Annotated in this window: 16 protein-coding genes; all 16 read right to left on the minus strand. The window is 54.7% G+C overall.

The annotated features are described in order from the left end of the window. Window positions 1-720: type IV secretory system conjugative DNA transfer family protein (locus tag WKT20_RS16190; RefSeq protein ID WP_340417709.1), on the minus strand; the 720-nt coding region annotated here is incomplete at its 3' end. A 12-nt stretch (window positions 721-732) separates the two neighbouring features. Further along, window positions 733-1218: a hypothetical protein gene (locus WKT20_RS16195; protein ID WP_340417710.1), complete on the minus strand. Its 486-nt coding sequence runs from the start codon at window positions 1216-1218 to the stop codon at window positions 733-735. A 27-nt stretch (window positions 1219-1245) separates the two neighbouring features. After that, window positions 1246-1911, minus strand: coding sequence for a DUF1566 domain-containing protein (locus WKT20_RS16200; RefSeq protein WP_340417711.1), 666 nt, complete (start codon window positions 1909-1911; stop codon window positions 1246-1248). A 24-nt stretch (window positions 1912-1935) separates the two neighbouring features. Then, window positions 1936-2448, minus strand: a complete 513-nt coding sequence (locus WKT20_RS16205) for a hypothetical protein (protein WP_340417712.1) — start codon at window positions 2446-2448, stop codon at window positions 1936-1938. Next, entirely contained in the window at window positions 2445-3275 is an 831-nt protein-coding gene (gene traN, locus WKT20_RS16210; RefSeq protein WP_445323294.1) for a conjugative transposon protein TraN, read from the minus strand. The genes WKT20_RS16205 and traN overlap by 4 nt, the downstream gene beginning before the upstream one ends. Window positions 3276-3316: 41 nt before the next feature. After that, a complete protein-coding gene (locus tag WKT20_RS16215) occupies window positions 3317-3697 on the minus strand; it encodes a hypothetical protein (RefSeq protein WP_340417713.1) in 381 nt (126 codons plus the stop codon). 12 nt (window positions 3698-3709) lie between these two features. Continuing rightward, complete coding sequence (gene traM / locus WKT20_RS16220; RefSeq protein ID WP_340417714.1) at window positions 3710-4855, minus strand: conjugative transposon protein TraM; 1146 nt, start codon at window positions 4853-4855, stop codon at window positions 3710-3712. Further along, window positions 4852-5268: a hypothetical protein gene (locus tag WKT20_RS16225; protein ID WP_007901086.1), complete on the minus strand. Its 417-nt coding sequence runs from the start codon at window positions 5266-5268 to the stop codon at window positions 4852-4854. The genes traM and WKT20_RS16225 overlap by 4 nt, the downstream gene beginning before the upstream one ends. Window positions 5269-5280: 12 nt before the next feature. After that, a complete protein-coding gene (gene traK / locus WKT20_RS16230) occupies window positions 5281-5895 on the minus strand; it encodes a conjugative transposon protein TraK (protein ID WP_007901084.1) in 615 nt (204 codons plus the stop codon). 20 nt (window positions 5896-5915) lie between these two features. Then, window positions 5916-6302, minus strand: a complete 387-nt coding sequence (locus WKT20_RS16235; RefSeq protein WP_340417715.1) for a hypothetical protein — start codon at window positions 6300-6302, stop codon at window positions 5916-5918. A 24-nt stretch (window positions 6303-6326) separates the two neighbouring features. After that, entirely contained in the window at window positions 6327-7463 is a 1137-nt protein-coding gene (locus WKT20_RS16240; protein WP_340417716.1) for a hypothetical protein, read from the minus strand. A 16-nt stretch (window positions 7464-7479) separates the two neighbouring features. Continuing rightward, window positions 7480-8244, minus strand: coding sequence for a DUF5045 domain-containing protein (locus WKT20_RS16245; RefSeq protein ID WP_340417717.1), 765 nt, complete (start codon window positions 8242-8244; stop codon window positions 7480-7482). A 22-nt stretch (window positions 8245-8266) separates the two neighbouring features. After that, on the minus strand, window positions 8267-8992 hold the full coding sequence (locus WKT20_RS16250; protein ID WP_227559768.1) for a hypothetical protein: 726 nt from the start codon (window positions 8990-8992) through the stop codon (window positions 8267-8269). Then, on the minus strand, window positions 8989-11532 hold the full coding sequence (locus tag WKT20_RS16255) for a hypothetical protein (RefSeq protein ID WP_340417719.1): 2544 nt from the start codon (window positions 11530-11532) through the stop codon (window positions 8989-8991). Before WKT20_RS16255 ends, WKT20_RS16250 begins: the two co-directional genes overlap by 4 nt. A 9-nt stretch (window positions 11533-11541) precedes the next feature. Continuing rightward, window positions 11542-12177: a hypothetical protein gene (locus tag WKT20_RS16260; protein WP_272708773.1), complete on the minus strand. Its 636-nt coding sequence runs from the start codon at window positions 12175-12177 to the stop codon at window positions 11542-11544. Window positions 12178-12182: 5 nt separating this feature from the next. Further along, a partial coding sequence (locus WKT20_RS16265) for a TraG/VirB4 family ATPase (RefSeq protein WP_445323293.1) occupies window positions 12183-12726 on the minus strand: 544 nt, incomplete at its 5' end.

Raw genomic sequence — 12726 nt, forward strand, 5'->3', positions numbered from 1 at the left:
GTAATCATAGACAACCATCGCAAAGCCCTTGGCCGAGTGCTGCCGGATGAACGGTTCGATGATACTGAACGTCTTACCGGAACCCGGTGTACCGACTACCCAGGTACCTCTGAAGCAGTTGCTGATAGAGATCCATCCCTTCCTGAACTTTCCTTTGTAATAGTACCGCATGGGGATGTTCACACTGTATTCGTTCTCTATCTTCTCTTCGCATTGTTCGAAACTTTCGTTCTCGAAGTTAAAGCGGTCCTTCATCAGTCCGTCCTTGATGAATTTCGAGATGTTGTCCAGGGCTACATGCACCAATACTACACCTACGATGGAGGCCGCCATATAGAGAACGATATTCAGCGACAGGGTGTAGAGCCTCGGTTCCAGCTTATGTCCGAACAACCAAACGGAGAGTACCAGCACCAGCAGTCCGCCTGTCAACGGATATACTACCTGTCTGCGTGCGTTGAACTCCAGGTGTTTCTTGTTCCGTGTACCGACACAGGTGATGCAGATGAGCACCACCGTCACAATCTTGCTGTACACCAGGTTCCCGTCCCGGTAGATGACCCACTGCTTGATGCGTCCGTGGATATCCGTCAATATGCCGCCCCAATGGTCGAGCACTGCCGGGTCAATGGCATATTCAAAGAACTCCAGCAGTACGGATACATACACCACCGTACGGAATATCCGGTAGAATCCTTGCAATTCCTTACTTTCTTCCATGGCTTTAATCTGTTATTTTTTGATACCCCACAGGATATGGATGTGAGGCCACTGCATGCCACCGTCATTGGCAAGCTGACCGATATGCGACACCGCATAGAGCGGTTCTATTCCCGGGATGTCGGTTTGGACTGCGGCACGTACCTCTGTCATGAAGCGTTGCAGGAACTGTCTTATTTCCTCGTCCGGACTGTCAGTCATGAAATCGGCAAAGTCTTCTATCCTGTCTTCATTGACGTAGAAGAGCATTCCTTGGAAGAAATCATGGTAACGGCCGGTGCGGGCATTCCATTCTGTCCGGATTTTCTCTCTGTAGCTCTTTACAGAGGGGAATCTCACAAAACAGTCGGTTCCGTCGTCAATGAATATGAAATCTCCCGAAATATCTTCCTGTGTGAGACATTTGCATCTCAGCAGATACCCGAAGAACCCATGGTTCGGCTGTGCTATATCCATACACTGCGGTGTCATAAAATCTTCAATACCGTTCATCTTCATAAGTTTACTGTTTAAAAGTTGATAGGTTTACTTGTTCCATGAAATAATCGGACGCACCCGGTGCGCCTGATTTTTCGGGGTCTCGTGCATCGTGCCGCTGCCCAGAGAGTAGAGCCAGGCCTTGACTTTTTCCTGTCCGGCCACTTCCGTGGAGGTCCAGTACCAGCAGGCTTCTTTATCCACCGGCAAGGGCTGGCCGCCACAACGCTCAATAATGGGATTCACCTTTTCCAGGTTGCCGTATAGTACCCGCATTTCAGCGACCGAGGGTATATAGGCACTCTGACCATACCACCACATGCTGAAAACCGCTTCTGCCATCGGTGATGCCGTTTCCTTTGCCTCAAACAGCTTGGATGTATTGACATTCCCGTCAAAAGCTATGGGATCGGCAGAGGTACCCTGGGCAACACCGAGGCTGTCGGCAAAGGCCAGGGGTTCGAGGTCCCAGAGGTAAACCGCATAGCCGTATTTTTCTTTAATTTCCTCATTATCGGCATTTTTTGTATCAAACAGCACCGCTACCGCAGTCTTGTCTGACAGCTCATACGCTGTATAGGACAGCACCGTTCCGTCTGTACAGAGGACATGCCCCGGCTGTATGGCCGTATCAGGCACATCGAAATGCGCATCACAGGCAGCACACAACAGAGCTATTGTTGCCGCTGCCACCCATTGTAATTTTCGTATCATATAGTTTCCGTATTTTATGTTCCCTTATTTCACAGGCAGTTTCACACCCAGCACGACACCTGCCCGCAGTACGTCCGCACCTTTTATCATCACATCGCTCTTTACCTGCCAGTAGAGTGTCCATCCGGCCCGCAGCGCATAGTTGTGTTCGTAGCCGAAATGCAGACCGCCGAGGAACTTCCGGGTGTCGCTCCCTGCCGAAGCACCGATGTGCAGGCTGCCGTAGTGGTTGCGTCCCCGGGTGACACAGGGCTTGTAGGCCACACCGAAGCCGTAGGTGCGATAGTTGCGCCAGAATGAATCCGGGCAGATATGTTTGCACGAGGCACATTGGGCCCATTGCAGGTAGCCGTTGGCGAAAAATTCCCACGCATGACGGTAGTTGATCTCGTGTTCGTAGGCAAGTGTCGCATCCATGCCGTTCTTGTAGAGCAGCCCTACACCGAGCGAGAGGCGTCCGCTGCCTCGCTGTGCGCTCGCACTGGCAGCGATGCACACACAGGCCAGTATCAGGATAATCGTCTTTTTCATGGTCATTCCTCCTCCAATAGATCTGCGTGGAACGAATCTGCCGCCAGCACATCCTCATAGTCGATGTTCAGGCTGATGTTACGGCCGCTGATTTGCCGTTCCGTCATTTCAATGGTCAGCAGCTTGTTGTTCGGGAAGGTCAGCTTCTTCACGACCAGTACGTTCCGGTATCCGTGTCTGAACGTCTTGCCCGGTTCCAGTACCAGCGTGGGTGTCAGCTCGACGGTCTGTGCGTTGGTGGCCTTGGCAAGCTTCTTGTCCGTCAGCTTCACCCGTATCTCGTCGATGTCAAAACGGATGTTCGTCTTGTTCTCGATGGAGAAGTCGATGAAGAAATAGTTGCCCACCGAGTAGATGTTGTTCAGGCGCATTACCATGCGGTGCGCTTTGGTGGCCACATTGCGGATTTTCGCAGGCGAGTTCCAGATGCGCCGTGCATAGCTTGTCATGTCGGCGGTGGACATTGTCACTGCCGGATTGTTGAAGGCGTTGCGTTCCTGCAGCTGGATTTCCTTGTCCGTCACCGCCTCCTTCATCCGGGTCGTGTAGATCAGGGCATACTGCGAGCGGTAGCGTTCCGTCACGATGGTGACGATGGCAAGCACTTCGCCGTCCTCATGTCCTGCTTCCTTGGGCTTCAGGCGGATGACGTTGTCGATAGGCTGGTCACCTGCTACCTTGTCGGTGGAGATGTCCACGAAACGCACCGGTTCCGATGCCGTGATGACGGTCGTTACCTGTTCGTTCACCGTCAGCTGTTCCATTTCTTCATAGGTTGTCTGCGCCAGTGCGTTCTGTGCAGCCGGCAATCCCGCCGCCAGAAGAAATGCCATTACGATTTTCTTCCAATTCATATCCATGTCGTTGATTATAGTTATTCGTTTGTTTCTTCTTTTCCCTTTTCTCTTTCCGGGGCTTCCTGCCCGTCAATCCTTTGGGCGCAGATCCATGTGCAGCGTCCTGTCCGGGTCATCCGGACCTCGCATTCCCACCAGGTGTCTATCTCCGCTGTCTTGAAGTTGACTTCCCCGTATCTCGGTCCGTAGAAACCGGTCTCCTTCTGAAAGGCGAACAGGGCAATCCTTTGTCCGTTCCCTGTCAGGAAATTGCATATCAGGGCAAAGCGGCTGCCGTGGTGCCACCATTGCCTGCTTACAAGCTTTCCGGTGAATGTTCCCGGCTCTTCGGGAGCGACATAGTCCTCATAGTACAGTCCATCCGTTCCCAGATGAAGGTTTGACAAATCCTTTTCCATGGTACCTGCATCTTAGCTTTTCTTCTCCTGTCCGTTCACCAGATATACGAACGTCCCGTATTTCAGCTTGACCTTGTTCTTCTTGATGGCCTTGCTGATGGCGTTGCTTGTCTTCTGGTAGGCATTAGTCACCGCCTGCATGCCCCATTGGGCAAGGCTGCTTCCCATGCTTCCCATTCCCATGTTCATATTGCCCGACATGGCACTGCTCGCCACATCCTTGCTCGTTTCCCGGAACTGGCTGTTGGGTACATACAGTCCTTCCATGCCGTCGGTGTCGTAGATGGACAGGCTAACCTTCATCAGTTCGTCATCCACCAGGATGCTGCTGATGCTGCCTTTCACCCGGCCTGACGAAAAACCGCTTACCATGGCGTAAAGGTAGGTTCCCCGTTTTACCACGTATTTTCCGATTTCCACGTCATCGAGCAGGCGCAGCCTTACGCGCGAGCCGTCCACCGCCTTGATGTTCTCGTCAATGATGGCCTGTATGAGCTTCGGCTCACGGGCATCCTTCGCCAGCGTGTTGAAGTAATCTGAAGCGGTCTTCACCTTGCGCACCACCTCGTTGGTCGGTGCATCGTTGGACGGTGTCTTCACCGCCCGCTTCTCTTCGTCGATGGTTCCTGATACTTCCGTTGCCCGGGGCGGAACAGTGTCGGCAGTCTCGGTCTCTGCCGGTGGCTGAACTGCGTTTTGTCCTTTCAGCCTTGCTTCGGCAAGGGCTTTTTCCAGTTCGGCGAGGGCTTCCTGTTCCCGTGCCTTGGCCGAGGCAATCTCAACCGCCGCTGCCTTCTCTTGTTCCTGTTCCGTGAGCAGGTCGAGGTCGTCCTGCGTGTATTTCGATTCATATTCCTCCTTCTTCTTACCGGATTCGTCCCGGTCGATGTTGTCCACTGCGGAGTAGTCCTGTATCTTGCCCCACGATTTGGCCATATTCTCGTACTTGCTGCCTATGCCGTCATCCTTGATCTGTGCTCCCGGCAGTTCGGGATTCAGAAATTCCGTTGTCTGCATCGTCTTGTCCTTTATCTTCAGGGTTTCCGTGTGGAACAGGTCGAAGATAAAATAGGACGCGCCGAGCAGGGGGAAGTAAAGGATGGCAGGAAGCATGTACTTCGGCTGTCTCCAGTTGATTTTCTCCAATAGATTCTTCATTGCATGTCTTTGATTGATGGATGATTATCTCTTGCATTATCCGGTTGTCCGGTTATTCCGTTTGTATGTTCCTGTCTCTTACCCTCCTGATGCAGCCTGTGCCGTTCCCTCAGCACCGAATCCTGCACCTCCGTTGCCGTGCGTCCCGCCGGACTGTGGCGGTACACCGCTACCAGGCGGTAGGTGTTCCAGGCAAAGGCCCCGATGACGAAAGTGAAGACGATGACCAGAAACAGCGTCCGGTGTGCGTCGGCGAAACCCTGCACCCTGGCTGCAGCCCGGTCGATGCGTGTCGCCCTGGCGAACCTGCGCCCGGCATCCACGTCACGCTCATAGCGTTCCTTGTATTGCGGATGGTTCTTGTCCGGCATCTTCTCTCCGAACAGCATCCGCCTGAATCCTTTGACATTCATATGTTCGTTGGTTTAGTAGTTGCTCTTGGCCTTCTGTTCGATGTCCTTGTTCAGCAGCGTACGCCAGTTGACAATCAGCAGTCCGTGCGGATTGTTGTCCGTCCTCGGCACCCGTTTGAGCTGTCCTGCCGTAACCAGCTCGCGCATCAGGATGTTGCTCCTGCGTTCGATACGCTGCCGTCCGTAGTAGGTGAACTCCATGCTCTTCTTGTCAAAGGCGATGCTGTCGCAGAAGATTGAGAATACCGCACTCGTACCCAGGATGTTCGAGTAGAACCCTTTTTCTTTCAGGGTGTTGTATTGTGCCAGTCCCGTCTCATCGACCAGGTACATCGCTTTCTCCATCGTGTAGCGGATGTACTTGTCATCCGGTGCCAGCGTGAAGAAATAGTGGTGGAACCTCTCCACATGGCTCTTGGCTTCCACGTCCAGGGTTTCCTCCATGGTCGTCCGGTTCACGAGGATGGGCACGTTGCCGTCCAGCACATACACTTTTTTCTGTGCGTCCGTCACCATCGTGCGGGCAGTCCATATGCTCGACACGCTGATGATGACGCATCCCACAAGGAAGGCCGTGCAGATGATGCCCACCAGCCGGATTTTGTTCTCCAAATGCTTGATAACCATATTTCTCTATATTTGATTGTTTACTGATTGTTTCTCCATTTCAGGTATTCCTCATGCAGCATCGGCATGATATCCTCCAGTAGGTCTTGCCGGAGCTTCTCGAACTCCCGTGGGAAGTGCTCCGTGTAGATTCCCAGTACGATTACCCGAATGAACACCCACCAGATGCCGCGTTTTCGTTTCCGGACTTTTTTCTGCAGCCTGGCCAGCTGCAGGCGGTAGGTCAGGTAGTTAGTTAGCGGGGCGATATACCGTTTGTCCCGGTCAAAGCCGTCGTCCAGCACCCGGTATTCCGCAGTGAGCCGCTGGTTTGCGGCACGCCGCATTTCTTCGTTGACACGCTTGTTCATGTAGCGGACGAACTGTTCGTCCCTGTACCATTTCTTCAGTTTCTTGCTTGTTTTCATCGTTCTATCTTTTTATAAGGTTTGTCATCCTCTCATCATGGTTCCGATGCCGCCCGTTGCCGTCATCTTGGCCTGCTGTGCCACACCCTCGCCGAAGTTTCGGGTCGAGAAGGCCGTGTCGCCTTCCGGAATCATCCACGCTGCCAGATCCGGCACCAGGTTCAGGCACTTCAGAGCTACGATGCTTGCCGCCATCAGGTAGCCTGCCGAGAAGAAGCTGTTCTGCAGGTAGGCAGCCATCGTCTGCTCGCTGGCCGTGATAGCCGTCAGGTTTTCCACCTGTATGCAGAGCACGATGTCGAACAGCAGTAACACGTAAAATCCTACGAAGTAGAGCATCGCCCCGTAGAAATGCACGGTCAGGTACCGGATAAGCCACTTCGCCCATGCACCTTCCCACTTGGGCAACAGCGAGAACGCCCATTGTATCGGACCGAATATCGTCAGCATGCCCAGCAGGATCTGCTGGCAGTAAATGGTCGCCCACCAGCCAATGCGATAGACGATCAGGGCGATGAGCATGATGATCTTGTCGATGCCCACGATGACACCTGCCGTCAGCGAGGTGAACCACAGTTCGGCCGCGTCTTTCTCCATTTTCGTTACCTCGTCCACGCCCGTCTGCTCCATGGTGGCCTCTATCAGATTGGGGTCGGATGTCCCTGTGTGGGCTACATCCGCCTGTGCCTGCAGGCTGTTGTACATCGTGTCGCGCACATGGATGAGCTGTTGCACCTCCTCGAACTTGTCCGCTATCTGGGTGGCTTCCGCTTCGTAGAGGTCATGTGTGTACGAGCCGATGCAATTCGGTATGTAGGACAGGAAGTCCAGGAAGCACCAGCTGTTTCCGCTGCCTGCCATGCCGGTATCTGCCGGCGGATACCACCAGCAGAGGATGATGGAGACGGCCAGCGGGCGGAACAGTTTCATCACGTCCAGCGGCTCGTGCTTCACCATCATCTTGTAGGCCATGCCCGCTGCCATCACGATGGCGAACAGGGCGGCCAGTGCCATGCACATCTGCAGGATCCACCAGAACGGTCCCTGCGAGCCGGTGAAGGTCGCATCGGTCAGGAACTCGTTGGTCTGAAAAATCACGTCGTCTATCTCTTCTTCCAGGATGTTGATGCCGAAATCCGAGAGTATATTTCCATCTGCCATAAGTATGTTCGTTTTTTTAGTTTCTGTTTACCGTTTCGTCTCCCTCACCGGTGTCACTGTTTCCTCCGGACTGCGATCCGGATGCGGCAAAGCGCGATTCGTTCCACCTGCTCACTGCATCACGGACGATGCTTCCCTTGTCCAGGGTGCGTCCGGCAGTGGCATTCAGCAGGGTTTCTGTCCGGGTTGCATTCCGTCTCCGGGCAAGGTAGCCGATGAGAATTTCGTTCTGCCTTGCCACATCTTCGTAGATGCGCAGATATTCCTTCTTCCGCTGCGCATTGGGCATATAGGGCTCGCGGGTTGCCGTGAGTGCAAACTGGTAGATGCGGTAGTATTCCGTCCACTGCGCCCGGTCTTCCGGTGTGCCGCCGGAGGGAATGATACGGTCGATATTTCGTTCGAGCCTGTCCATCTGTCCTTTGACCTTGTCACCCTCGGCCAGCCATGCCAGGTCTATCTGGCGGTCGGCCACATTCAGGGCCTCGATTTTCGCCCGGCTTACCAGTGCCGAGTCTATTTCCTCCGCTTCATCCGTCTGGTTGTAGAGGTTCACTCCGGCCAGTGTGCGGAACGACAGCTTGTTTTTGGCAGCTGCCGATTTCTTGTACTTACGGTGCAGCAGCGTGTAGTAAAATTCAGGCGTGAGTGCGCCCGTACCCGTTTCCATCACCGTAATCTGGTTCCGTTTCGGTGCATCGTGGTTGTAGGTCACGGACTGCGCCCTGACCGTGGCTGCGGCAAGCAGGGCGGTCGTCATCAGTAGCAATGTTCGTTTCATTTCTTTTCCCTTTTATCGTTCGTTAATAATCCAGTCGTCCTGCACCGCGCCACCGTCCGAAAGCCCCTTCGACAATTTCGCGTTTGGTACGTTCCCGGTAAATCTTCGCTTTCCAATAGCCGATGCGGACCTGTATGTAACGCCATGTCTCCATGTAGGCCCGGTTCAGATGCCGTTCGATACTGTCCAGAGATCGGTTCACGTTCTCCAGCACCATCAGCAGGTCATTGGTCGAGCAGGCTGCCGCTCCCGTGGCATACAGTACGAGGTCGCTCACCGATTTGTAGAGGTGTTCGCCTTCACGGGCGATGTTCCGTATCGCCTTCTCGTTGACGGTGATGATCAGCAGGTCCGACGCTTCCGCTTTCCCGCGTTTCAGCACTTTCTCGTGAAAGGTTTCCAGCATGGTCTTGTAGTCACCGATACGGTCACTTACCGTCCGGTAGGTGTCCTTCACGTTCAGTACCGTGCGCAGGGACTGGTACATCACGTCGATGACGTCAAAGGCACGGGTGTAGCGGTCGAGATCGACATTCAGCTCCTTGTAGCCGTCCACTTCTTCACGGCTGTATTCATGCAGCAGCTTGTTGCTGTACTCCAGCGTGCTGCGGGCAAGCAGCAGGCTGCGCTGCTTTTTGTGGTCATGGATGTAGGCTTCCACCGATACGATGTCGAAGGTCACCTGTGCCCGGAGCTTACCGGACAGCAGGGCGAGCAGCATCAGGGCGGCCAGCAGTATGCGTTTCATGGCTGTACCTCCTTTCTTCCGCTTCGTCCGCTACGGGATGCCCGTGCGTTCTCCACCCACCGGTCATGGCATTCTTCCACGAGCGTGAGCCTGCGTCCCTCGTCCGTGTCAAGTTCCGGCAGCACGTCCTTCAGCACGTCGATGATGCTCCGCTTGTAGTGCATCATCTTTTCCAGCGATACAAGATCAGCATATATCTTTGTGATACGGCTGTCCACCTCCCGGGCGATTTCCAGGCGGTCGCTTGACCAAAGCAGGTGGTACACGTCACCGGCAGGTTCCTCTTCCATCGGCTCGTTACGGGCATATTCCGTCGTGATTTTACAGTCGGGATGCTCCCGGGCTATTTCCGAAATGCGCTCGTTCACCATCCGCGTCTTTTCCTCGTCCGACAGACTTGCATCGAGCGTCAGCACGTCGGCGACATGCGTGTCCGTGTACGACGAGGTCAGTTCCCAGCTTATCTGGATGATGGCCCTGTGTATCTTGATACCGAGGAAGTACTTCGGTTTGCGGGCGATCGAGAGGGTTGCGCTGAACGTGATTTCACCGTTGATGTTCGACATGGTCGCCTTGCGGACGAACGTATAGCCGTTCCAGGACCCGCCGTCTTTCCACGTGAGGCTGTAGGCCGCCCTGCAGTCCTGCATGATGGCCGGCAGGCGGTAGTAGTCATCGGTCGGCACGCTGTTGTCACCGGCCGCTTCCTCCCGGGCAGCCTTGTAGTCCTGCTGCTTTTTCCGCCATGCTGCCAGTTCGCTTTCCAGTTCCTCTATCTGTTTCCGGTTGGCATTGTACTGCTGGCGGTATCTGGCGGCATCCTCCACGCTCGCCCCGGCGATTTTCTTCAGCAGGTCTTCGTTCTCTCGTTCCAGGGTGGCGACCTGCGATTCCAGCGCGGACACCCGGCTGTCCGCCTCCTGTATCAGGGCATCGAGTTCCGAGAAGTCCAGCTCGTTCTCCGTGACGGTGGTCTGCATGACACATTCTTTTGAATGGGCGTTCAGGGAACTTCCGCACTTGCGGCACTTGTACTGTGTCGAGCCTTGTCCCAAGGTGGCTCCGTCCGAACAGGTCACACTGATGGTGACGCTCTCACATCCCTGCAGCTTCCCTGCGTCCGTTGCCTGATAGTAGTTGCGGCCATCGGATGCGATGTAGTACACGTAGCCCTCCTCGTTGTCGTTGAACTCCGAGAGACGCGCGTTCAGCTGTGCCTTGAAGGTGTTCAGATCCATCGAGTACGAATCGAACACTTCTTCATACACCACGGTTTCTCGGTTCCAGCTTTGGGTCACGTGTATTTCGTAGGCATACGCCTTTTTCGTCTGCTTCTTGCCTTTCTTGATGATGTAGGACTGCATCCGATAGCTGATGCTGTAGGTGTTTCCGTCGTTGCTGCCGTTGAGCTGCTGCACCCGGCTCCTCGACCATCCGGCATGGTGTTCCGAGTTGGCAAGGGCCTGTTCCCGTTGCGAGGCGTTGGGGTAGAAGTTCGCGTCACCCGTCTGGAAGCGGGTCCAGGCACTTCCGTTCAGGATGCTGTTGTCGTCCGTCGGCGGATAGTAGTCGCACAGCGCAACGCTTCCCTGTTCGCGCCGGGCGATGTACCACCGTTGCGTGTAGTAGTTTCCCATCCCTTCGTCCAGGTAATCCGTCATCCAGGACGTGAGGTCATAGTTGCCGAAGTCGAACAGTCCGGCCACGTTGTCCGCACCGCCCACCATATCCAGCAGCAGGCCTCCCACGCCGTTTTCCGCCTGTTCGAACAGGTCTCCGTAGTGATCGTACAGATTGCCTATCTCGCTGATTTTTCCGCCTATCAGGTCGTGGAACGCGCTGGTTTGCAGCAGGGCGTCTCCGAGGTTTTCCACCCCGGAGGTAGCCAGTCCCACACCCATTTCATACAGCTTGTCAAGATCACCTGCCAAGTGCTCCTTGGTGAAGTTCTCCGGCACGCGGGCCAGGTTGTCCATCAGCTGTTTCCACCGGATGCCACCCAGCTCCGAGAGGTTCAACAGGGCGGCCACCTCCCGATTGATTTCCAGAAAGGCGATGTCCTTGAAGCTCAGCGAACTGTTGGTCACGATGCTCTCGAACTGCATGCACAGGTTCTTGGTATCGTCACAGACTTTCACCAGGTAGCTGCCCCAGTGGATGGCGGTCTGTGGCGAGCGCAGCATCAGTTTGGCCACTACCCAGATTTTGGGCATGATCTTCTCCGCCACCATGTGATAGATGCGCCGGTAGTAGTAATTCTCCGTACTGCTGCTCCAGATGCCGAGGTCAGACAGAGCCTTGTGCTCCAAGAATTTGGATGCAAAGATTCCCGCTGCTGCCACCTCCGCTGCCGTGTAATGCTTCAGGATGTCATCGACCTGCTCCCGGTAGTAGCTTTCGGCCAAGGCCTCCGTACCGAAGGCGGCAGCCATGGCCGCTACGGTACGCGCGTCATAGTTCACGCTGTAGTACTGGGCATGGATACGCTGCACGAAAGTGAGCGCAAGTACGATCAGGACAAACGACAGTCGTTTCATCATCTTATCTTTTTATCTCTCTGTTATCTTGTTCATTTCCCTCTGCTCGAAATGCCACCGTTCGGTTTCAAGGCAGTTTTCCGTCACCAGCCGGCAGAACATCTCATGAATGGCATAGGCATCCCCGATGGCTCTTCTCATCCGTGTCTTGTAGGAACAGAACCATCTCATGTACCAGGGCTGGCCCAGATAGGCCTCACGTATGGTGTGGTAGCGTTGCCATCCCAGGTCGTTCAGTCTGTTGCCGCTCAGCGGGCTGCTGTTCAGTTCCCTTCTCAGTTCCTCACGGAATCGCTCTTCGTCGAAGAGCGGCCTGCGGTTCATGCTGTCGCACAGGTCGTAGAACTCCTTTTCTCTGGGGTTGTCTCTGTAATATCGGTCCAGGTATGCGTCGAGTTCAGCTTCCGGCATACCCAGCCTGAGGGAATACTGCGCCAGCAGCCGTTCGATGGCCGACACCTTTTCCGGTGCCAGGCCGTAGTCCGAGAGCAGCCGTTTCCTGGACAGCATACAGAAATCACGGATGGTGAGGCGGTTGAGTTCCGGATGGTCAATGCTGACATCCTCCCTTGTCAGGCAGCTTTCGAATCCCATTTCAGCCAGGCCGAAACCGAGAGACAGGTCAATCAGAATCCTTTCTTTTTTCATGATGGCTATGATTTTGTCGTTAAGTTCAATACCCGTCCCGCCTCGTTGACCTTCCGGGCGAAAGGCAGGGACTTGTCAATGCCGCTGGCATTCCAGTCCTGGCAGTAGGCTTCGATAGCCTCCTGGTGACTGCATTGCAGCTCTTTCTTGTAGAGTTTCAGGGCTTCCTTTTCCGACCGCTCGGTGGTGTAGGTCATATAGCACTCCCGCGGTTCCTCCACACCGTACACACCGCTGGTCGTCCCTCGGCGGATAAACACCTCGCGGAAGAAACTGCGGCCCTCCTTGTTCTCCAGGCGGTTGATAGTGAATATCTTCTTGCAGTCCACGTCTGTCAGTCCGAGAATCGCCTTGATGGTGTCAAAGCGTTCCTTGAATTTGCTCTGGTCGAGCAGCATGACCACGTCCGAGTTGTTGATGATGGCTTCCTTCACGATTTCCGAGCCGATGATGTCCTGTATCTCCTGGGTGACGACACCGACCGATGCCCAGAATTTTCTGGCCGTCTTGTACATGAACTTGATGTATTCGGCCATCAGCGGTGAAGCG

Source organism: Phocaeicola sp. ICN-14070 (assembly GCF_037892625.1).
GTDB lineage: Bacteria > Bacteroidota > Bacteroidia > Bacteroidales > Bacteroidaceae > Phocaeicola > Phocaeicola plebeius.

Excerpts from the sequence above, each read along its gene's own strand:
- WKT20_RS16195 (WP_340417710.1), bottom strand. The coding sequence starts at position 1,218 with ATGAAGATGAACGGTATTGAAGATTTTATGACACCGCAGTGTATGGAT.
- WKT20_RS16200 (WP_340417711.1), bottom strand. The coding sequence starts at position 1,911 with ATGATACGAAAATTACAATGGGTGGCAGCGGCAACAATAGCTCTGTTG.
- WKT20_RS16205 (WP_340417712.1), bottom strand. The coding sequence starts at position 2,448 with ATGACCATGAAAAAGACGATTATCCTGATACTGGCCTGTGTGTGCATC.
- traN (WP_445323294.1), bottom strand. The coding sequence starts at position 3,275 with ATGGCATTTCTTCTGGCGGCGGGATTGCCGGCTGCACAGAACGCACTG.
- WKT20_RS16215 (WP_340417713.1), bottom strand. The coding sequence starts at position 3,697 with ATGGAAAAGGATTTGTCAAACCTTCATCTGGGAACGGATGGACTGTAC.
- traM (WP_340417714.1), bottom strand. The coding sequence starts at position 4,855 with ATGAAGAATCTATTGGAGAAAATCAACTGGAGACAGCCGAAGTACATG.
- WKT20_RS16225 (WP_007901086.1), bottom strand. The coding sequence starts at position 5,268 with ATGAATGTCAAAGGATTCAGGCGGATGCTGTTCGGAGAGAAGATGCCG.
- traK (WP_007901084.1), bottom strand. The coding sequence starts at position 5,895 with ATGGTTATCAAGCATTTGGAGAACAAAATCCGGCTGGTGGGCATCATC.
- WKT20_RS16235 (WP_340417715.1), bottom strand. The coding sequence starts at position 6,302 with ATGAAAACAAGCAAGAAACTGAAGAAATGGTACAGGGACGAACAGTTC.
- WKT20_RS16240 (WP_340417716.1), bottom strand. The coding sequence starts at position 7,463 with ATGGCAGATGGAAATATACTCTCGGATTTCGGCATCAACATCCTGGAA.
- WKT20_RS16245 (WP_340417717.1), bottom strand. The coding sequence starts at position 8,244 with ATGAAACGAACATTGCTACTGATGACGACCGCCCTGCTTGCCGCAGCC.
- WKT20_RS16250 (WP_227559768.1), bottom strand. The coding sequence starts at position 8,992 with ATGAAACGCATACTGCTGGCCGCCCTGATGCTGCTCGCCCTGCTGTCC.
- WKT20_RS16255 (WP_340417719.1), bottom strand. The coding sequence starts at position 11,532 with ATGATGAAACGACTGTCGTTTGTCCTGATCGTACTTGCGCTCACTTTC.
- WKT20_RS16260 (WP_272708773.1), bottom strand. The coding sequence starts at position 12,177 with ATGAAAAAAGAAAGGATTCTGATTGACCTGTCTCTCGGTTTCGGCCTG.